This window comes from Diaphorobacter sp. J5-51 (assembly GCF_001023515.1).
Taxonomy (GTDB): Bacteria; Pseudomonadota; Gammaproteobacteria; order Burkholderiales; family Burkholderiaceae_C; genus Diaphorobacter; species Diaphorobacter nitroreducens.
This window is the reverse complement of sequence record NZ_JSYI01000008.1, coordinates 23,495-43,623: the sequence shown is the minus strand read 5'-3', so window position 1 is coordinate 43,623 and position 20,129 is coordinate 23,495. Positions and strand designations below refer to the sequence as shown.

The window sequence follows — 20,129 nt, the reverse complement described above, 5'->3', positions numbered from 1 at the left end:
CGTCCCTGATGCGTTCGAAAAGCACTTTTTCAACGGCCTGTTAGAGCCTGTCCACGCACTCCTGGGCGGACGCTCTACCATTGCCCACCATGACCCACGACCTTTTCCGCGCCGACAGCTACCTGCGCGAATGCAGCGCCACCGTCACCGCCCTCACGCCCGAAGGTGGCGTGGTGCTGGACCGCACCGTGTTCTACCCGCTGGGCGGCGGCCAGGCAGGCGATGCCGGCGTGTTGCTGCGCCCCGATGGCACGGCACTGGCCATCGCCGACACGCGCAAGGGCAAGGACGCCGAGGGGCGGCCCACCGCGGACATCGTGCACCTGCCCGCGCCAGGCCAGGCGCTGGGACTGGCGGTGGGCGACGCGGTCACAGCGCGCATCGACTGGGAGCGCCGCCACCGGCTGATGCGCTTTCACACCACCACGCACCTGCTGTGCCACATCGTCGCGCAGCCGGTGAACGGCTGCTCCATCACGCCCGACTACGCGCGCCTGGACTTCCACATGGACGGTGCGCTGGACAAGGACGCGCTCACCGCCGCCATCGCGCGCCTGGTGGCGCAGGACCATGCGGTGACCATCGGCGCGATCAGCGACGCGGCGCTGGACGCCAACCCGCAGCTCGTCAAGAGCATGAGCGTGCAGCCCCCGCGCGGCACCAGCACGGTGCGCACGGTGCGCGTGGGCGGCGCCTGCGACGGCGACGCCGCGCAGATCGACCTGCAGCCCTGCGGCGGCACGCATGTGGCGCGCACCGGCGAGATCGGCGCCGTGGTGGTCACCAAGATCGAGAAAAAGGGCGCGATGTCGCGCCGCGTGGTGCTGGGCTTGGGCGCCTGAACGCCAGCCCCCAAGGAACCAAACCCCGTCCCTGCCGCTCCCACCCTGCGCCATGTCCTGCCTTCGCCCCTTGCAGCGCTCCCTGCACACTCTTTTTTTCATAGCTGCCTGCGCTGTATCCACGGGCGCCATCGGCCAAATTCAGCTCAAGACAACCGCCGCCGCGGGCAGCAGCAGCGTCGTCACGCCGCATGTGCGCGCCGAGCTGGTGGCCCAGGCACCCGACGGTGTGGGCCCGGGCAAGCCGCTGTGGCTGGGCCTGTCGATCACGCACCAGCCCGAGTGGCACACCTACTGGAAGAACCCGGGCGACTCCGGCCTGCCCACGCAACTGGAGTGGCAGCTGCCGGCGGGCATCGATGCGGGCGAGGTCGCCTGGCCGGTGCCCAAGAAGATTCCTCTGGGCAACCTGGCCAACTTCGGCTACGAGGGCACGGTGCTGTTGCCCGTGCCCATGACTGTCTCCCCAGCATTCAACCCCGGCCCGCTGGCCAAGGAAGCGACCTTCCAGCTGAAAGCCTCGTGGCTGGTGTGCCGCCAGGAGTGCATCCCCGAGGAGGGCAGCTTCACGCTGCAATTGCCCTTGCGCGGTACGACGGCGTTGCATGCCGCCGCGTTCGATGCCGCCGCCGCGGCCCACCCGCGCGATCTGCCGGCTCTAGGCGGCAGCAGCGCGCAGGTCGAGGGCGACGCCGTGCTGCTGCGCGTGGCCGGCCTGCCCCCGGCGCTGCAGGGCCAGACGCTGGAGGTGTTCCCCGAGACCACGGGCGTGGTGGAGACCGCCGCCACGCCCACGCAGCAGTGGGACGGCGCGGTGTGGACCGCGCGCCTGCCGCTGTCGCCCCAGCGCAGCGACGGGCCCGCGCCGATGCCGGTGGTGCTGGCCCATGGCGGCCAGGGCTGGCGTGCCGAGCTGCCCGTGCCGGGCGGCTGGCCCGCCGTGGCGGCACTGAAGGGCATGTCGCCCGCGCTGGAGGCCGCGCTGAAAGCCAACGCCGCCAATGCCGCCGCGCCCACGGCCCCCGCCGCTGCGACACCCGCGCCGCTGGGCACCTGGCTGGCCGCGCTGGCCGGCGCGCTGCTGGGCGGGCTGATCCTGAACCTCATGCCCTGCGTGTTCCCGGTGCTGGCGATCAAGGTGGTGGGCTTTGCGCGCCATGCGCAGAACCAGCGCGCCCACCGCATCGGCGGGCTGGCCTACACCGCGGGCGTGGTGCTGTCGTTCCTGCTGCTGGGCGCGCTGATGCTGGGCCTGCGCTCCGCGGGCGAAGCCGTGGGCTGGGGCTTTCAGCTGCAGTCGCCAGCGGTGGTGGCGTCGCTCGCCGCGCTGTTCACGCTGATCGGACTGAACCTGGCGGGCGTGTTCGAGTTCGGGCGCATGCTGCCCTCGTCGCTGGCGGGCCTGCAGGCGCGCCACCCCGTGCTGGATGCCTTCCTGACCGGCGTGCTCGCCGTGGCCGTGGCCTCGCCGTGCACGGCGCCGTTCATGGGCGCATCGCTGGGCCTCACGGCCACGCTGCCCGCGGGGCAGGCACTGTCCATCTTCGCGGCGCTGGGCCTGGGCCTGGCCCTGCCCTACCTGCTGGCCAGCTGGCTGCCCGCGTTTGCGCGCGCCCTGCCGCGGCCGGGCGCGTGGATGGACACGCTGCGCCGCCTGCTGGCGTTCCCGATGTTCGCCACCGTGGTGTGGCTGGTGTGGGTGCTGGGCCAGCAAAGCGGCATCAACGGCGCGGCGGCGCTGCTGGCGCTGCTGGTGGCGCTCAGCATGGCCGTGTGGGCGCTCACGCTGCGCGGGGCCACGCGGGCTGTTCTCGCTCCTCTTTCAATAGCTGCTTGCGCTTGGCTGGTATGGCTTTGGGGCCCAAAGATCATTGAACTGGAAAGCACACCCATGGCCGCAGCCTCGGCCCCCAGCGGCGTGGCCGGCGTGACCTCCTGGCAGCCCTGGCGCCCTGGCCTGGCCGACGAGCTGGTGGCCCAGGGCCGCCCGGTGTTCGTGGACTACACGGCCGCCTGGTGCGTGACCTGCCAGTACAACAAGAACACCACGCTGGCCAGCGCTGCGGTGCTGCAGGACTTTGCCGCCAAGAACGTGGCCCTGCTGCGCGCCGACTGGACGCGGCGCGACCCCGCCATCACCGCCGCGCTGGCGCAGCTCGGCCGCAGCGGCGTGCCGGTCTATGTGCTGCATGCGCCGGGCAAGGCGCCGGTGGTGTTCTCCGAGATCCTGGGCGAGTCGGAACTGCGCGCCGCCGTGGCCGCGCTCTGATCACCGCCGCGCGCCGCGTGGCCGTGGCGATTGCGGCGGGTCGATCTCGCGCACCAGGCGCAGGCCCACCAGGGTGTAGCGCGTCTGGGGCGTGTTCCAGTTGCGGAACCCACAGCGCGCGTACAGCGGCCAGGTGTGCCAGGAGCCGCCGCGGCGCACGCGCACCTGGCCGGCGGCCGGGCCCTGCGGATCGTCCCGCGGGGAGTGCGCATAGCCCTCCTCGGCATACCAGTCCGACACCCATTCCCACACGTTGCCCAGCATGTCGTGCACGCCGAAGGCGTTGGGCGCGTAGCGGCCCACGGGCGCGGTGAACGCATGCCCGTCGTGCCCCGGCGCCGCCTGGGGCCGCCAGCGCGGCCAGTAGGGCGCGGCATCCTCGTCGAACACGTTCGCGTGGCGCGCCAGCGCGGCCGGGTCGTCGCCATGCGGGTAGCGCGTGCGCGTGCCGGCGCGGCAGGCGTATTCCCACTCGGCCTCGGTGGGCAGGCGGTAGCGGTGGCCCTCGGTGGCACTGAGCCACGCGGCCAGCGCATGCGCGTCGTGCCAGGTGATGTTGACCACCGGGTGGTCGTCGCCCTGGGCGAAGCCGGGGTTGCGCCAGGAATAGCGCGGGTCGCGCCCCTCGAATGCGTCGCCGCGCGCGCTGGCGGCGGGGTCGTAGGCCGGGTTGTAGCCGTAGCCGCCCGTGCCGTCGGCCTCGGACTCGGGCACGTAGCCGGAGGTCTGCACGAAGCGGCGGAATTGCCCCACCGTGACCTCCGTCTGCCCCAGGTAGAAGGCGCGCGTGATGCGCACGGTATGGGCGGGCGCCTCGTCGGCCAACTGCTCAAACCGCCAGCGCTCCAGCGTCGGGTAGGCACGGGCCAACGCGTCGACGGGCTCGCTGCTGCCCATGCGGAAGCTGCCTGGCGCGATGCGCACGAAGGGCATGCCCAGCGCATTCACCCAGAGGGCCGGCGCGGCCGGCTGCGCCTGCGCCGCGCTGGCGGCCAGGACAAGCGCCAAACAGACGCCTTGCAAAGCGGCAGAGGTGGCACGGACCATCGCAAACTCCTGGGCATGCGAAAAAAGCCAGTGTAGGGCCGGGGCATTGCGCGGGCACGCTGGGCGCGGCTTCCTATACTGCCCGCGGGTGTCCACCGCATGGGGCGGCAGGGCAGGATTGTTGCAGCGCAGGTCGGGCCGCCTGCGCACCACGGGCCGCAGCATGCGGCCCCGCCTGTCCATGACCGACCGCCTTACCCCGCGGCGCGCTGCGCCGCGCCAGCCCTCCCTGCTTCCCCTGGCCGACCGCTGCACCGCCCTGCTCTCGCGCCTGTCGCATGCCGATGCCGCAGGCGGCATCGTGCTGCTGATCGCGGCCGCCGCCGCGCTGGCCTGGGCCAATTCACCCTGGGCCGCCAGCTACCACGCGCTGTGGCATGTGCCGCTGTCGGTCGCCGTGGGCGGCTGGCAGCTCACGCAGTCGCTGCATTTCTGGGTGAACGATGCGCTGATGACGGTGTTCTTCCTCGTGGTGGGGCTGGAGATCCGGCGCGAACTGCACGAAGGCGCCCTGGCCCGCCCGCGCGATGCGCTGCTGCCCGTGCTGGCCGCGCTGGGCGGCGTGGCCGTGCCGGCGCTGCTGTACCTGGCGCTGGTGCCGCCCGCGTTGCGCAGCGGCTGGGCCGTGCCCACCGCCACCGACATCGCCTTCGCGGTGGGCGTGCTGGCCCTGCTGGGGCGCGGCCTGCCGCCGGTGCTGCGGGTGTTCCTGCTCACGCTGGCCATCATCGACGACCTGGTGGCCGTGCTCATCATCGCGCTGTTCTACTCGGGCGGGCTGCAGTGGCCGATGTTCGGCATCGCCGCGCTGGGCCTGGCGGGCGTGCTGCTGCTGCAGCAGCTGGGTGTGCGCCGCGCCTGGGCCTATGTGCCGGCCGGCGCGGTGCTGTGGTGGGGCATCTGGCAGACGGGCGCCCACCCCACGCTGGCCGGCGTGGTGCTGGGCCTGGTGACGCCGGTGCACGCACTGGCCGGGCGCGAGCCCGCGCCCCCGGTGCAGCGCGTGCAGGCCAGCCTGCACCCGTGGGTGACCTTTGGCGTGATGCCGCTGTTTGCGCTGGCCAATGCCGGCGTGGCGCTGGGCAGTGCAGGCGGCGCGCAACCGGCGGCGCCGGGCGCCGGCCTGCTCATGGCCGCGGTGGCCCTGGCGCTGGTGGCCGGCAAGCCGCTGGGCGTGCTGCTGGCCTGCTGGCTGGCCGTGCGACTGCGCCTGTGCGCCCTGCCCGCGGGCATGGGCTGGGGCGGGCTGCTGCTGACCGGGCTGCTGGCGGGCATCGGCTTCACCATGGCGATCTTCATCGCCACCCTGGCGTTCGACAGCGCCGCGCTGCTGGACGCCGCCAAGCGCGGCGTGCTGCTGGCCTCGGGCCTGGCGGCGCTGCTGGGACTGGCGTGGGGGTGGTGGCTCCAGCGCCGCGCCACGACCGCCTGAGGGGTGGCGCGGATACCCGTGGGCCCACGGCTGTGCATACACTGCCGCCATGCTCCGCACACCCGACACCATCAGCACTTTGCGTGACGTGCTCACGCAGTGCCACACCATCGCCGTGGTGGGCCTGTCGCCGCACTGGCACCGGCCCAGCCACTTTGCCGCCAAGTACATGCAGGCGCACGGCTACCGCGTGATTCCCGTGAACCCACTGGTCGCGCGCGAAGGCGGTCAGATCCTGGGCGAGACCGCCTACGCCAGCGTGACCGAGGCCTCCGCCGCGCTGGCCGCGCAGGGCGCGCGCATCGACATGGTGGATTGCTTTCGCAAGAGCGAGGACATCCCGCCGCTGGCGGCTGAAGCCATCGCGGTGGGCGCGCAATGCCTGTGGCTGCAGCTGGGCGTGTTCAACGAGGCCGCCGGCGCGCAGGCCGAGGCCGCGGGCCTGCGCGTGATCCAGAACCGCTGCGTGAAGATCGAGCACGCACGCCTGTTCGGCGGCCTGGGCTGGATGGGCGTGAACACCCAGGTGATCTCGTCCAAGCGCCTGCGCAAGCTCCCATATTGATAGCTGCTAGCGCTTGATGGATAAGCGCTAGAGGCCTATTTGACCTATAACACCATGACCGCATCCACCCCACCCGGCTCTGGAGCCGACCGTGCCTTCGGCTTCGGCACGCGCGCCATCCACGCCGGCGCCCAGCCCGACCCCGTGACCGGCGCGCGCGCCACGCCCATCCACCAGACCACGAGCTTCGTCTTCGACGACGCCGAACACGCCAGCAGCCTGTTCAACCTGCAGACCTTCGGCAACGTCTACAGCCGCATCAGCAACCCCACGGTCGCCGTGTTCGAGGAGCGCATGGCCAGCCTGGAGGGCGGCCGCGCGGCCCTCGCCTGCGCCAGCGGCATGGCCGCGCAGATGGCGGCGCTGCTGGCCATCCTGAAGGCCGGCGACCACATCGTGGCCGCCAGCACGCTCTATGGCGGCACGGTGGGGCAGCTGGGCGTGGGCTTCAGCCGCCTGGGCATCGAGACGACCTTCGTCGACCCGTCCGACCCCGAGAACTTCACCCGCGCCATGCGCCCGAACACGCGCGCCGTGTACGGCGAGACCATCGGCAACCCGCTGGTCAACGTGCTGGACATCGCGGCGATTGCGGAGGTGGCCCACGCCCACGGCGTGCCGCTGGTCATCGACAACACCGTGGCCAGCCCCTACCTGTGCAACCCGCTGGCCCTGGGCGCCGACATCGTGGTGCACAGCGCCACCAAGTACATCGGCGGCCACGGCACCACCATGGGCGGCGTGGTGGTGGAGGGTGGCCAATTCCCCTGGGTCAACGGCCACTTCCCCGAGATGGTGGAGCCCAGCCGCGCCTACCACGGCGTGAAGTTCTACGAGACCTTTGGCGACTTTGGCTACACCATGAAAGCGCGCATGGAGGTCAACCGCACCTTTGGCGGCGTGCTCTCGCCCCTGAACGCCTGGCTGCTGCTGCAGGGCGCCGAGACGCTGCACCTGCGCATGCGCGAGCACTGCCGCAACGCGCTGGCCGTGGCGCAGTTCCTGCAGCAGCACCCGCAGGTGGCCTGGGTCCACTACCCGGGCCTGCCCGATTCGCCCTACTACGCGCTGGCGCAAAAGCAGTTCCGCGCGGTGGATGGCAACCCTGGGGCATCGGGCATCCTGACCTTCGGGGTGAAGGGCGGCGCCGCAGCGGGCGAGCGGTTCATCGACGCCTGCGAGTTTTTGAGCCACCTGGCCAACATTGGCGACGCCAAGACGCTGGTGATCCACCCGGCATCCACCACGCACCGCCAGCTGAGCGACGAAGAACTGGCGCGCGCCGGCGTCAGCGCCGACATGGTGCGGCTGAGCGTGGGCATTGAAGACATTGACGACATCCTGTGGGATGTTGACCAAGCCCTGGCGCGATCGCAGCTTTAACCCCCGTGTAAGCCGCCGCTGTTACACATCGGCACCATGACGCGCCCCCACATGCCAGCTCCCACCGCCAAAGACGACCACGCCCACGACTTCATCCAGCGCTGGATCGGCACCACCGCCAGCGAGAGGTCCACGGCGCAGAGCTTTGTCAACGAGCTATGCGCGTTGCTGGGCGTAGAGCCACCACACCCCACGCCCGATCAAAGCTATATGTTCGAGCGCCACATTACCCGCCATCACGGCGATGGCAGCACCAGCAGCAAGTACATCGACTGCTACCGCCGCGGCCACTTTGTCCTAGAGGCCAAAAAGCTCAAGGCCGCCGGCCACACCAAGGGTTTTGACGACGGCCTGCTGCGCGCCCGCAGCCAGGGCGAGGCCTATGCCCGCGCCCTGCCTGCTACGGAAGGCCGCCCGCCCTTTGTGCTGGTGGTGGACGTGGGCACCGTGATCGAGGTGTATGCCGAGTTCAGCAAAACCGGCGGCACCTACACCCCCTTCCCCGACCCGCGCAGCCACCGGCTGCAGCTGGCCGACCTGGCCCGGCCCGACGTACGCGAGCGCCTGCGCCGCATCTGGCAAGACCCCGACAGCCTGAACCCCGCGCGCATCAGCGCCCAGGTCACCCGCGATGTGGCGGCGCTGCTGGCGCGCCTCGCCAAGTCGCTGGAGGGCAACGGCGCAGAATCCAAGCCAAACCAGCCACCAGCCCAATCACAGCAAGCGCCAGTAGCTCCTGAAGTGGTAGCAGCTTACCTCACCCGCTGCCTCTTCAGCATGTTTGCCGAAGACGTAGAGCTGCTGCCCAAAGGCGCGTTTCTGGGCCTGCTGCAAACCCACAAGGGCGACCCCGCCACGCTGCAGCAAATGCTGCGCATCTTGTGGGCCGACATGGACCGGGGCGGTTTTAGCGCCGCGCTGGCCAAGCCGGTGCTGCACTTCAACGGCAAGCTGTTCAAGGGCGCGCTGGATGACGGCTACAGCCTGCTGCTGACACCCGAGCAAGTGGACCTGCTCATCGCCGCCGCCAAGTGCAACTGGCGCGAGGTGGAGCCGGCCATCTTCGGCACCCTGCTGGAGCGCGCCCTGGACCCCGCCGAGCGCCACGCCCTGGGCGCGCACTACACGCCGCGCGCCTACGTAGAGCGGCTGGTGCTGCCCACCGTCATCGAGCCCCTGCGCGCCGACTGGGCCAACGCCCAGGCCGCCGCGCTGGTGCTGGCCCATGAGGCCGCCGCGCTGGAAGCGGCGGCACCCGCCGTCAAAACCAAGGCCGACTTTGCCGCGCTGGATCGCCACAACGCCAACGTCCGCGCACTGCGCAAAGAGGCACGGGAGCAGGTACGCGGGTTTTTGCACAAGCTGTGCACCACGCGCGTGCTGGATCCGGCCTGCGGCAGCGCCAACTTCTTGTATGTGACGCTGGAACACTTGAAGCGCCTGGAGGGCGAAGTGCTCAACCAGCTGGACGACTTGGGCGACACACAGGACGCTCTTGACCTGGGGCGCGAAACCGTCACCCTGCAGCAACTGCGCGGCATCGAGCTGAACGAGCGCGCCGCCGCCCTGGCCGAACTGGTGCTGTGGATTGGCTACCTGCAGTGGCACATCCGCACCCGTGGCAACGCCGCCGTAGCCGAGCCCGTGGTGCACAACTACGGCAACATCGAATGCCGCGACGCCGTGCTGGCCTGGGACGCGCAAGAACTCGCCTACGACGACGCGGGTCAGCTGCTCAGCCGCTGGGACGGCTGCACCTTCAAAACCCACCCCGTCACCGGCGAGCAGGTGCCCGACGAGGCCGCGCAGGTGCCGCAATGGCGCTACGTGGGCGCGCGCCAAGCCACGTGGCCACAGGCGGATTTCATTGTGGGCAACCCGCCGTTTATCGGAAACAAGCGGATGCGCGATGCGCTGGGCGACGGCTATGTGCAAGCACTGCGCGGCGCTTGGCCCGAAATTCCGGAAAGCGCCGACTTTGTGATGTTCTGGTGGCACCACGCCGCCGCGCAAGTGGCGGCAGGGCACACGCGGCGCATGGGGCTGATCACCACCAACAGCCTGACGATGGTTTTCAACCGGCGTGTGGTGCAGGCGGCGCTGGACAAAGGCACGCATCTGGAAATGGCGATTTCTGACCACCCGTGGGTGGACGGAGCGAACGGTGCTGCCGTGCGCATCGCAATGACCGTACTGTCCAAGGGTAACGGCGAAGGAAGCCTGCTCACGGTGACCGACGAACAGCCTGGCGAGCATGGCGAAGTCTCAGTCACGTTGACCGAAAAACTTGGTCTGGTTCACGCTGATTTGACTGTGGGTGCCAATGTGGCGAGCGCTAAGAAACTCGCGGCAAGCGCAGGTCTCTCCGTCAACGGAATGATGCGCGCTGGTGAAGGCTTTCTCGTCACGCCAGCGCAGGCAAAGGCGCTTGGACTGCACAAAACGCCGGGGCTCGAAAAGCACATCTTCGACTTCAGAAACGGACGCGATCTGACCGATGCGCCACGCGGCATGAAAGTAATCGACGCTTTTGGCCTAACTGCTGAGCAACTGCGCGAGCAGTTCCCATCCGTCTACCAATGGCTGTTGGAACGCGTCAAGCCTGATCGAGAGCAGAACAACCGCGCCCGACTGCGGGAGCAATGGTGGGTATTCGCCGAGCCCCGCAAAACTTTGCGCGCGGCACTCAAGGACTTGACTCGCTACATAGCCACTGTCGAAACAACCAAACACCGCGTTTTTCAGTTCCTGCCAACCTCCGTTTTGCCGGAACACAAACTCGTTGCCATTGCCCTCGACGACGCTTTCTCTCTGGGCATCCTTTCCAGTCAATTGCATGTCTGCTGGGCTTTAGCTACCGGTGGCACGTTGGAAGATAGACCGGTCTACAGCAAATCCACCTGCTTCGACACCTTCCCCTTCCCCGACGAAGACACCGGCCTGACCCCGCCGCTGCGCGAGCGCATCGCCCAGCTGGCCGAGCAGATCGACCAGCATCGCAAACGCGTGCTGGGCCTCGACAACTCCTTCCCCCTCTGGGGGAAGGCGGGGATGGGGGCCAGCGCCAACACCGCGCCCAATGACGAGCAGGCCCCTACCCCAGCCCTCCCCCAGCGGGGGAGGGAGCCAGCGCCAGCCCCTGCCCCACGCGCCAAGGGGCAAGAAGTGACCCTCACCGGCCTGTACAACGTGCTGGCCGCCCTGCGCGAAGGCCGCCCGCTGACGGCCAAAGAAAAAACCATCCACACCCAGGGCCTGGTGGGCGTGCTGCGCGAACTGCACGACGAGCTGGACGCTGCGGTGCTTGCCGCCTACGGCCTGCCCGCCCACGCCACCACCGACGACATCCTGATCCACCTGGTGCAGCTCAACACCCAGCGCGCCGCCGAAGAAGCCCAGGGCCGCGTGCGCTGGCTGCGGCCCGACTTTCAAAACCCGCAAAATTCACTATCAAAACAAGAGCTGCTACCGCAGGAAGAACAAACGCCAGAGGTTGATTTGGACACTGAAAAATCGCTATCAAAACCAGAGCAATTCACCCCCCCACAACAGCCCTGGCCCACCACCCTGCCCGAGCAGGTGCGCGCCGTGGCGGGTGTGCTGGCGGCCAGCCCGGCGCCGCTGCTGCTGCCCGCCATCGAAGCGCACTTCAAGGGCCGCGGCCCCTGGAAGAAGGGACTGCCCACGCTGCTGCAAACCCTGGAGGCCCTGGGCCGCGCCCACCCGGTGCCCACCGATGGCGGCACCGCCTGGCGGGGTTGACCCGCCCGGGTTGCAGGCTGCGGGCTGCGGGCGGCGCAGTCAATGCTTTGCCGACGCCTCCTGCGACGACCGGGCCGCGCCGCTGGAGCCGCGCAGCGACAGCACGATGGAGCCGGCAATCAGCGTGGCCGTGACCGCCAGCGCCCAGCCGATCGGGATCTTGTAGAAGTCGATCAGCAGCATCTTGCTTCCAATGAACACCAGCACCAGCGCCAGGCCATAGGCCAGCAGGTGGAAGCGGTTGGCCAGATCAGCCAGCAAGAAGTACAGCGCGCGCAGGCCCAGAATGGCAAAGATGTTGGCCGTCAGCACGATGAACGGGTCGCTGGTAATGGCAAAGATGGCCGGGATGCTGTCCACCGCGAAGATGATGTCGGTGGTGCCAATGAGCACCAGCACCACGAACAGCGGGGTGTAGTGCTTGACGCCGTCGATCATGGTGCTGAGCTTTTCGCCGTCAAACCGGTCGGTGATGCGCATGCGCTTTTTCAGAAAGCCCAGCACCGGGTTGGTAGAAATATCGGGCTCTTGGCCGGCGGCAAACCACATCTTGATGCCGGTAAACACCAAAAACGCGCCAAACACATACAGCAGCCAGTGGAAGGTGGCCAGCAACCAGGCGCCCACCAAAATCAGCACCGTGCGCAGCACGATGGCGCCAATGATGCCGATGATCAGCGCCCGCTTTTGGTACTGCGGCGGCACGGCAAAGTAGCTGAACAGCATCAGAAAGACAAAGATGTTGTCCACCGACAGGCTTTTCTCTACCAGATAGCCGGTGATGAACTGCATGGACACGGTGTTGGCCACCTCGCGGCCCTGGCTGCCGTCCAGGTACCACCACAAGATGGCCACGAACACGAAGGCCAGGCCAAACCACAGCAGGCTCCAGCGCGCGGCCTCGCCCATCGTGACCTTGTGTGCGCCCTGGCGCTCCATCACCAAAAGATCCACGGCAATCGCCACCACCACAAAGGTGGCGAAGCCCGCCCACATCCACCAGGTTCCTATGGTTTCCATGATTCCTTCTCCCAACAGGGTTTGTGCCACTGGGCCGACGGCCCGAGGTGGTGCAATGTAGAGTCAGAAACAATAAATAAAAACCTGCCTTATCGGTAGCGTGACTTCGGTTTTTACGAAGTAAGCCCCACCCAGCCCACCACAGCCCCCCATATCCCATGAGCCAGAGCTTCAATTACCGCCACCTGTATTACTTCTGGGTGGTTGCCAAAGAGGGCGGCATGGCGCGCGCCGCCGAGCGGCTGGACATGGCCGTGCAGACCATCAGCGCGCAGGTGCGCGAGCTTGAGAAAGCCCTGGGCGTGAGCCTGCTGCGCACCGAAGGCCGCAGCCTGATGCTGACCGAGGCCGGCGTGGCCGCGCTGCACGAGGCCGACCACATCTTCGCCCTGGGCGAGCAACTGCCCCAGCGCGTGCGCGAGGCGGCCAGCGGCCCCACGCTGCGCCTGAACCTGGGCATCTCCGACGGCATTGCCAAGCTGGCCGTGCACCGGCTGCTGACGCCCGTGCTGGACGAGCCCCACCTGCGCCTGCTGTGCCACGAGGGCGAGTTTCAGCCCCTGCTGGGCGAGCTGGCGCTGCACAAGCTGCACGCGGTGCTGGCCGACCGCCCCGCCCCGCCCAACCCGGCGCTGCGCAGCACCAGCCAGCTGCTGGGGACCAGCGCCATTGCCTGGTATGCCCCGCCGCTGTGGGCACAGGCCGCGCGCCACCAGTTTCCGCGCAGCCTGGCGGTGGTGCCGGTGCTGCTGCCCACCGACCACGCCGCCATGCGCGCGCGCATCGACCACTGGCTGGAGCGCGAGCGCATCCGCCCGCTGATTGCCGGCGAGTTTGAAGACAGCGCCCTGCTCAGCACCTTTGCCGCCACCGGCATGGGCGTGATGCCCGCGCCCGAAACCCTGGGCCAGCACCTGGCGCAGACGCACGGCCTGGTGCATGTGGGCACCACGCCCGAGGTGCAAGAGCAGTTCCACCTGATCTACAGCGCCCGCAAGGTGATGCACCCGCTGCTGGTGCGGCTGCTGGAGGCGGGGGCCAGTGGCGCGCTATTGAATCAGGAGCTGCAGGCGCTTTTCATACAAGGGCTTGATGCCAAGACAACCGGATTCGCGCCTGCGCGGGAATGGGGCAGACATGGGTCACGCGAATGTCACAGCAGCCCCCCAGGCTCGCCGCTTTTGCACAGACCACAGGCTTTCCGATGACCGCCACCTCTGCCCTCGCCAAACTGGTGCTTGCCACAAGCGCCGCCCTCAGCCTTGCCGCCAGCGGCGGTGACGGTGTGCCCGCATGGCCGCCCGAGCGCGCGGTGATCGCGCACCGCGGCGCTTCGGCGCTGCGCCCCGAGCACACGCTGGCCGCCTACCAGAAGGCCATCGACGACGGCGCTGACCTGATCGAGCCCGACCTGGTCATCACCAAGGACGGCGTGCTGGTGGCCCGCCACGAAAACGCCATCGCCATCCTGAACGCCGACGGTACCGTGCGCGAAGCCACCACCAACGTGATGGAGCGCCCCGAATTTGCCGACCGCAAGACCACCAAGGTGATCGACGGCAAGTCCATCACCGGCTGGTTCACCGAAGACTTCACGCTGGCCGAACTGAAGACCCTGCGCGCGCGCGAGCGCATACCGGCCGCTCGCCCGGCCAATACCGCCTACAACGACCAGTTCGAGGTGCCCACGCTGCAAGAGGTGATCGACCTGGTCAAGGCACAGTCCGCCGCCCGGGGCCGCACCATCGGCATCGAGCCCGAGACCAAGCACCCCACCTATTTCCAGTCCATCGGGCTGCCGCTGGAGCCGCCGCTGCTGGCCACGCTGGAAAAAAACGGCTGGAACCACAAAGCCGCGCCAGTGATCGTGCAGTCCTTTGAGGTGGGCAACCTGAAGGCAATCCACCAGCGCAGTAACGTGCGCCTGGCGCAGCTGGTCGGCAATGGCCGGCCCTACGACTTCGTGGCGCAGGGCGCGTCCAACACCCGCAGCTACGCAGACCTGGTCACCCCCGCCGGTCTGAAGGAAATCGCCACCTACGCCTATGCCGTGGCGCCGCACAAGGAGCTGATCATCCCGCTGGTGCGCGACGCCCGCCGGGTGGCCACGGGCCTGGGCCAGCCCACCAGCCTGGTGCGCGATGCCCACGCCGCCGGCCTGAAGGTGCAGGCCTGGACCTTCCGCCCAGAGAACCGCTTTTTGCCCGCCTCGCTCAAAGGCCAGCCGGACAGCGACGCCACCGCGCGCGGCGACAGCGTGGCGGAAATCCAGGCCTACCTGCAGACCGGCGTGGACGGCGTGTTCACCGACGACGCCGCCGTGGGCCGCCGGGCGGTGGATGGCTTGCAGCCCTGAGCGGCGCTGTCGCGCTCCCCGCCCTGGGCGCAGGGCCGGGCGCGGGGCCGGTAGCGCGGGGCCGCCCTGCGACAATCGCCCGCATGAATTCCTCCGCCTTCGCCCCCCTCCAGAACGACACCTTCCTGCGCGCCTGCCGTCGCCAGGCCACCGACTACACGCCCCTGTGGCTGATGCGCCAGGCGGGCCGCTATCTGCCTGAATACAAGGCCACGCGCGCCAAGGCCGGCAGCTTTATGGGCCTGGCGACCAATGTGGATTACGCCACCGAGGTCACGCTGCAGCCGCTCGAGCGCTTCCCGCTCGACGCCGCCATTTTGTTCAGCGACATCCTCACCGTGCCCGACGCCATGGGCCTGGGCCTGACGTTTGCCGAGGGCGAAGGCCCGCGCTTTGCCAAGGCGGTGCGTAACGAATCCGACGTAGCAGCGCTGGCCGTGCCCGACATGGACAAGCTGCGCTACGTGTTTGACGCGGTCACCAGTATCCGCAAGGCCCTGCATGGCCGCGTGCCGCTGATCGGCTTTTCGGGCAGCCCCTGGACGCTGGCCTGCTACATGGTCGAGGGCAAGGGCAGCGACGACTATCGCCTCATCAAAACGCTGATGTACAGCCGCCCCGACCTGATGCACCGCATCCTGGCCGTCAACGCCGACGCCGTGGCGCAGTACCTGAACGCCCAGATCGACGCCGGCGCCCAGGCCGTGATGATTTTTGACAGCTGGGGCGGCGTGCTGGCCGATGGCGCGTTTCAGGAGTTCAGCCTGGCCTACACCCGCCGCGTGCTGGCGCAGCTCAAGCGCACCGGGGTGGACGGCACCGACGTGCCGCGCATCGTGTTCACCAAGGGCGGCGGCATCTGGCTGGATGACATGAAGGACATCGACTGCGAGGTGCTGGGCCTGGACTGGACGGCCAACCTGGGCAAGGCGCGCGCCGTCGTCGGCGGCCCGGTGGGCGGCCCTGGCAAGGCGCTGCAGGGCAATATCGACCCCAACGTGCTGTTTGCGCCGCCCGATGCGGTGGCCGCCCAGGTGCGCGCGGTGCTCGACGGCTTTGGCACACCCCACACGGACAAAACCACCACTGGCCCCACGCACATCTTCAACCTGGGCCACGGCATCAGCCAGTTCACCCCGCCCGAGCATGTGGCGGCGCTGGTGGAGGCGGTGCACGGCTACTCGCGCAGCCTGCGGCAGCGGTAAACCCTTGCAAGCCGCAACTTGACTTATGCACACTTTTGGCTTTGCCGCACTGCGGCGCCAATGCGACTGCCGCCCGCCACGCATGGCGCGCGGCAATCACCAAAAACTCGTAAGTCATTGATTTATATAAGCCTGGTGGCAATGCCGCTTTTGTGGGCAGACTAAGCAAAGCACGGTGCGACAAGGCTTTACGCGGGGGCAACAGGGGATATCAACAAAGTTATCCACAGATAATCTGAACTTCTCCTGAATAGCCTGATAAATCAAGCACTTGCCGTCTGTTGTGCATCAAAAGTCCCGCTTCGGGCGCAGCGCTTACCACATTTTTGGCATGCCTCAAGCTATTGACACCGCAGTTGTGCACATGTTTGACGTATCTGTGACAGTGCTTCCTGGGTACCGACGGCAACTACACCGTTTTGCACAAAAGAGCAAAGATCATTGATTCATAAGGATTTTTTCTCGATTGATTGCATCAATACGCTAGCACCGCAGCGCGCAACCATGCGCCTTTCGGGGCAGGTACCGGTATCTGTCAACAAAGTTATCCACAGAAATGGCTTTTGCTTGGGGACAAGGCTGTGGAATGATCGCCGCCGCACCCTCTCACCCGCCCGCCTGCCTGCCTGCCCCCTCACCCATGCGCCCCACGGACTTTGCCGCAGACCTACCGCCGCAAGCCAGCCACCTGCTGCCGGTGGCCGTCAGCACGCCCGCGCACAGCGCCGTGGGCGACCTGCTGAGCTACGCCAGCGCCCGCCCTCTGCCGCCGGGCACGCTGGTGCGCGTGCCGCTGGGCCGGCGCGAGGTGCTGGGCGTGGTCTGGGATGCACCGGCGCAGCCCGCCCCCCTGCCCCCCGGCATGGCGGCGCGCCCCATTGCGGGCGTGCTGGACGGCATTGCGCCGCTGGATGCCGCCTGGCGCCGGCTGGTGGCCTTCACCGCGCGCTACTACCAGCGCGCGCTGGGCGAAGTGGCGCTGGCCGCCCTGCCGCCGCAGCTGCGCGACCTGACGCCCGACCAGCTGGCGCGCCGACTGCGCCGCCCTGCACCCGCTGCACCGGCTGCACACAGCCCCGAAGCAGCTACACCATCCATAGCACTTTCCGCAGAGCAGACAAGCGCTACCGCCCAAATTGATGCTGAACGCGGCCCTTTCTTGCTGTTTGGCAGCACCGGCAGCGGCAAGACCGAGGTCTATCTGCACTGCGTGCAGCGCGCCCTGGCCGCCCACCCCGCGGCGCAGGCGCTGGTGATGGTGCCCGAGATCAACCTCACCCCGCAGCTGGAGGCGCGCTTTATAGAGCGCTTTGCGCCTTTGTGTGGCGACGCCGCCGTGGTCAGCCTGCACAGCGGCATGACCAACCCCCAGCGCCTGAAAAGCTGGCTGGCCGCGCACACGGGCGCCGCGCGCATCGTGCTGGGCACGCGCATGGCGGTGTTTGCCAGCCTGCCCGGTCTGGCCCTGATCGTGGTGGACGAAGAGCACGACGCCAGCTACAAGCAGCAAGAAGGCGCCCGCTACTCCGCCCGCGACCTGGCCCTGTGGCGCGGGCGCGAGCAAGGCGCCAAGGTGATCCTGGGCAGCGCCACCCCGTCGCTGGAGAGCTGGCACGCCAGCACCCCGGCCAGCGAGGGCGGCCCCGGCCGCTACCTGCGCCTGCACATGCCCAGCCGCATCGGCGCGGGTGCTGGCGAAGGCCCGACAGCGGACGACGGGGCGGGTTCGGGTGAGGGCACGGGTGCGCCGGTATTACTCCCTCTCCCTCTGGGAGAGGGCGGGGGTGAGGGCAGCCGGCCAAATCCAAAGCACATCGCCAATCCGCCGAGCACCACCCCAAGCCCACACGGCCTACCCCGCCTGCGCCTGGTGGACATGGGCCAGCAGCCACGCGGCACCGTGTTTTCACCGCCGCTATTGGCCGCCATCACCGAGCGCGTGCAGCGCGGCGAGCAATGCCTGGTGCTGCTCAACCGCCGCGGCTTTGCACCCGTGCTGCACTGCCACGACTGCGGCTGGAAAAGCGACTGCCCGCACTGCAGCGCCCACCAGGTGTTTCACAAGATCGACCGCACGCTGCGCTGCCACCACTGCGGCTTTGCCCAGCGCGTGCCGCGCGCCTGCCCCACCTGCGGCAACCCCGACATCCTGCCCCTGGGCCGCGGCACCGAGCAGCTGGAGGAACAACTGGCCGCCCTGCTGCGCAACGTGATCACCCCGGACCGCCGCGCCGCGCGCGTGGCACGCATCGACGCCGACACCACCCGCGCCAAGGGGGCGCTGGAGGAGCAACTGGCCCAGGTGCACAGCGGCGAGGTGGACGTGCTGGTCGGCACGCAGATGGTGGCCAAGGGGCATGACTTTCGGCGCATCACCCTGGTGGCGGCCGTGCAGCCCGACGGAGCGCTCTTCAGCAGCGACTTCCGCGCGCCCGAGCGCATGTTCGCCCTGCTGATGCAGGCCGCGGGCCGCGCGGGGCGCGATGCGCGCTATGTGGCCGCGCAAGGCAGCCCGCCCGAGATGTGGATCCAGACCTGGCACCCCGACCACGCCGTCTATGCCGCGCTGCGCCGCCACGACTACCCGGCCTTTGCCGCGCGCCAGCTGGCCGAACGCCAGGAAGCCGGCATGCCGCCCTTCGCCTATCAGGCGCTGGTGCGCGCGGACGCCCGCACGCAGGAGGCGGCCCAGGCCTTCCTGCAGGCCGCCAGCGACGCCGCGCGCGCCGCCGGGCTGNGGGGCTGGACCAGGTCTTTCTGTTCCCGCCGGTGCCGCTCGCCATCCAGCGCGTGGCCAATGTGGAGCGCGCGCAGATGCTGCTGGAAAGCCCCCAGCGCGGTGCGCTGCAGCGCTTTCTGGCCGCATGGCAGCCGCTGCTGCATGCCGAGCGCCCGCGCCACCGCGGCCTGGTGCGCTGGCTGGTGGACGTGGACCCGCAGGCGATCTGAGGCCGCCACCGCTGCGGGCGGTGCCCGCGGGTTTTCGCGCATGGCATGTGCTGTGCCATCGGGGCAAAGTTCCGCCCCCGGTCCACGAGACCGCTTTTCTTTTTTTTTGGAACCCACAATGACCTTCCAAGCGTTTCGCATGTCGCTGGTGGCCGCTGCCATCACCATTGCCGGTTTTGCCGGCGCCCCCACCCTCGCCCACGCGCAGGACACGCGCGCCACGGCGGCCACGCAGGCCCAGCCGGCCGCCGCCAAGCCCCGCGTGGTAGTGCTGGCCACGGGCGGCACGATCGCCGGCGCCGGCGCCTCGGCCATGAACAGCGCCACCTACACGGCCGCCAAGGTGCCCGTGGACAAGCTGCTGGCCGGCCTGCCCGAGCTGTCCAACGTCGCCCAGGTGTCGGGCGAACAGGTGTTCCAGATCGCTTCCGAGAGCTTCACCAACGAACACCTGCTGAAGCTGGCCCAGCGCGTGTCGCAACTGGCCAAGCAGGGCGACGTGGACGGCATCGTGATCACCCATGGCACCGACACGCTGGCCGAGACCGCCTACTTCCTGAGCCTGACAGTGCGCACCGACAAGCCGATCGCGCTGGTCGGCTCCATGCGCCCGGGTACTGCCCTGTCGGCCGACGGCGCGCTGAACCTGGTCAACGCCGTGAGCGTGGCGGCCTCCAAGGATGCGCGCGGCAAGGGCGTGCTGGTCACCATGAACGACGAGATCAACACCGCGCGCGACGTGAACAAGGACATCAACATCCAGACCAGCGCCTTCAAGAGCCAGTGGGGCCCGCTGGGCATGGTGGTGGAGGGGAAGAATTACTGGTTCCGCGCGCCGGTGAAGCGCCACACCACGCAATCGGAATTCGACATCGACAGCATCACCTCGCTGCCCCAGGTGGACATCGTCTATGCCTACGGCAACGTGCAGCCCACGGCCGTGAACGCGCTGGTGGCCGGCGGCGCCAAGGCCATCATCCATGCCGGCACGGGCAACGGCTCAGTGGCCGACCGCATGGTCAAGCCGCTGCAGGACGCGCGCGCCCAGGGCGTGGTCATCGTGCGTTCGGCGCGCGTGCCCTACGGCTTCGTGCTGCGCAACGCCGAGCAGCCCGACGACAAGCACGACTGGGTGGTGGCCCACGATCTGCGCCCCGAAAAGGCGCGCATCCTGACCATGCTCGCGCTGGCCAAGGGCGCCAGCACGCAGGACCTGCAGCGCATGTTCTGGGAGTATTGAGGTCTGCCCCTCAGGCGCCCGCGTCTTCCCTCTCCCCTCGCATCGCAACACGGGCAGGG

Annotated in this window: 12 protein-coding genes and 3 pseudogenes; 13 read left to right on the top strand and 2 right to left on the bottom strand. The window is 68.7% G+C overall.

The window, feature by feature from the left end:
* Positions 1-89: 89 nt before the first annotated feature.
* Together OX89_RS01475 and OX89_RS01470 are read left to right on the top strand one after the other, a co-directional pair.
* Positions 90-842 carry an alanyl-tRNA editing protein gene (locus OX89_RS01475; RefSeq protein ID WP_047349293.1) on the top strand — a complete coding sequence of 251 codons (753 nt, stop codon included), beginning with the start codon at positions 90-92 and terminating at the stop codon, positions 840-842.
* Positions 843-894: 52 nt separating this feature from the next.
* Positions 895-3,111, top strand: coding sequence for a protein-disulfide reductase DsbD (locus tag OX89_RS01470; protein WP_199856186.1), 2,217 nt, complete (start codon positions 895-897; stop codon positions 3,109-3,111).
* On the opposite strand, the gene OX89_RS01465 is transcribed toward OX89_RS01470, so the two are convergent.
* Positions 3,112-4,158, bottom strand: coding sequence for a formylglycine-generating enzyme family protein (locus OX89_RS01465; RefSeq protein WP_047349292.1), 1,047 nt, complete (start codon positions 4,156-4,158; stop codon positions 3,112-3,114).
* 181 nt (positions 4,159-4,339) lie between these two features.
* Between OX89_RS01465 and nhaA the strand changes: the two genes are divergently transcribed.
* From nhaA to OX89_RS01445, 4 genes are read left to right on the top strand one after another with little or no spacing between them, the layout of a single operon-like run.
* A complete protein-coding gene (nhaA, locus tag OX89_RS01460; RefSeq protein WP_047349300.1) occupies positions 4,340-5,590 on the top strand; it encodes a Na+/H+ antiporter NhaA in 1,251 nt (416 codons plus the stop codon).
* A 49-nt stretch (positions 5,591-5,639) separates the two neighbouring features.
* Positions 5,640-6,155 carry a CoA-binding protein gene (locus tag OX89_RS01455; protein ID WP_047349291.1) on the top strand — a complete coding sequence of 172 codons (516 nt, stop codon included), beginning with the start codon at positions 5,640-5,642 and terminating at the stop codon, positions 6,153-6,155.
* Positions 6,156-6,209: 54 nt separating this feature from the next.
* The gene (locus tag OX89_RS01450; RefSeq protein ID WP_047349290.1) at positions 6,210-7,538 is read left to right on the top strand and encodes an O-acetylhomoserine aminocarboxypropyltransferase/cysteine synthase family protein; all 1,329 of its coding nucleotides are present in this window, start codon (positions 6,210-6,212) and stop codon (positions 7,536-7,538) included.
* 36 nt (positions 7,539-7,574) lie between these two features.
* Positions 7,575-11,300 carry a DNA methyltransferase gene (locus OX89_RS01445; protein ID WP_047349289.1) on the top strand — a complete coding sequence of 1,242 codons (3,726 nt, stop codon included), beginning with the start codon at positions 7,575-7,577 and terminating at the stop codon, positions 11,298-11,300.
* Between the two features lie 39 nt (positions 11,301-11,339).
* On the opposite strand, the gene OX89_RS01440 is transcribed toward OX89_RS01445, so the two are convergent.
* The gene (locus OX89_RS01440) at positions 11,340-12,320 is read right to left on the bottom strand and encodes a TerC family protein (protein ID WP_047349299.1); all 981 of its coding nucleotides are present in this window, start codon (positions 12,318-12,320) and stop codon (positions 11,340-11,342) included.
* A 158-nt stretch (positions 12,321-12,478) separates the two neighbouring features.
* Between OX89_RS01440 and OX89_RS01435 the strand changes: the two are divergent.
* From OX89_RS01435 to OX89_RS01415, 7 genes and pseudogenes are all read left to right on the top strand, one after another.
* A pseudogene (locus OX89_RS01435) lies at positions 12,479-13,378 on the top strand (LysR family transcriptional regulator); the annotation flags it as partial.
* Between the two features lie 146 nt (positions 13,379-13,524).
* Positions 13,525-14,676, top strand: a complete 1,152-nt coding sequence (locus OX89_RS01430; RefSeq protein ID WP_047349288.1) for a glycerophosphodiester phosphodiesterase — start codon at positions 13,525-13,527, stop codon at positions 14,674-14,676.
* Positions 14,677-14,759: 83 nt separating this feature from the next.
* The gene (gene hemE / locus OX89_RS01425; protein ID WP_047349287.1) at positions 14,760-15,881 is read left to right on the top strand and encodes a uroporphyrinogen decarboxylase; all 1,122 of its coding nucleotides are present in this window, start codon (positions 14,760-14,762) and stop codon (positions 15,879-15,881) included.
* Between the two features lie 640 nt (positions 15,882-16,521).
* Positions 16,522-17,574, top strand: a pseudogene (locus OX89_RS19325) (DEAD/DEAH box helicase); the annotation flags it as partial.
* 159 nt (positions 17,575-17,733) lie between these two features.
* Positions 17,734-18,618 (top strand): annotated as a pseudogene (gene priA, locus OX89_RS19320) (primosomal protein N'); the annotation flags it as partial.
* A gap of 1 nt (position 18,619) precedes the next feature.
* Positions 18,620-18,830: hypothetical protein (locus OX89_RS18920; RefSeq protein WP_234305469.1), on the top strand; the 211-nt coding region annotated here is incomplete at its 5' end.
* Between the two features lie 118 nt (positions 18,831-18,948).
* Positions 18,949-20,070, top strand: coding sequence for an asparaginase (locus OX89_RS01415; RefSeq protein ID WP_047349286.1), 1,122 nt, complete (start codon positions 18,949-18,951; stop codon positions 20,068-20,070).
* The last annotated feature ends 59 nt before the right edge of the window (positions 20,071-20,129 follow it).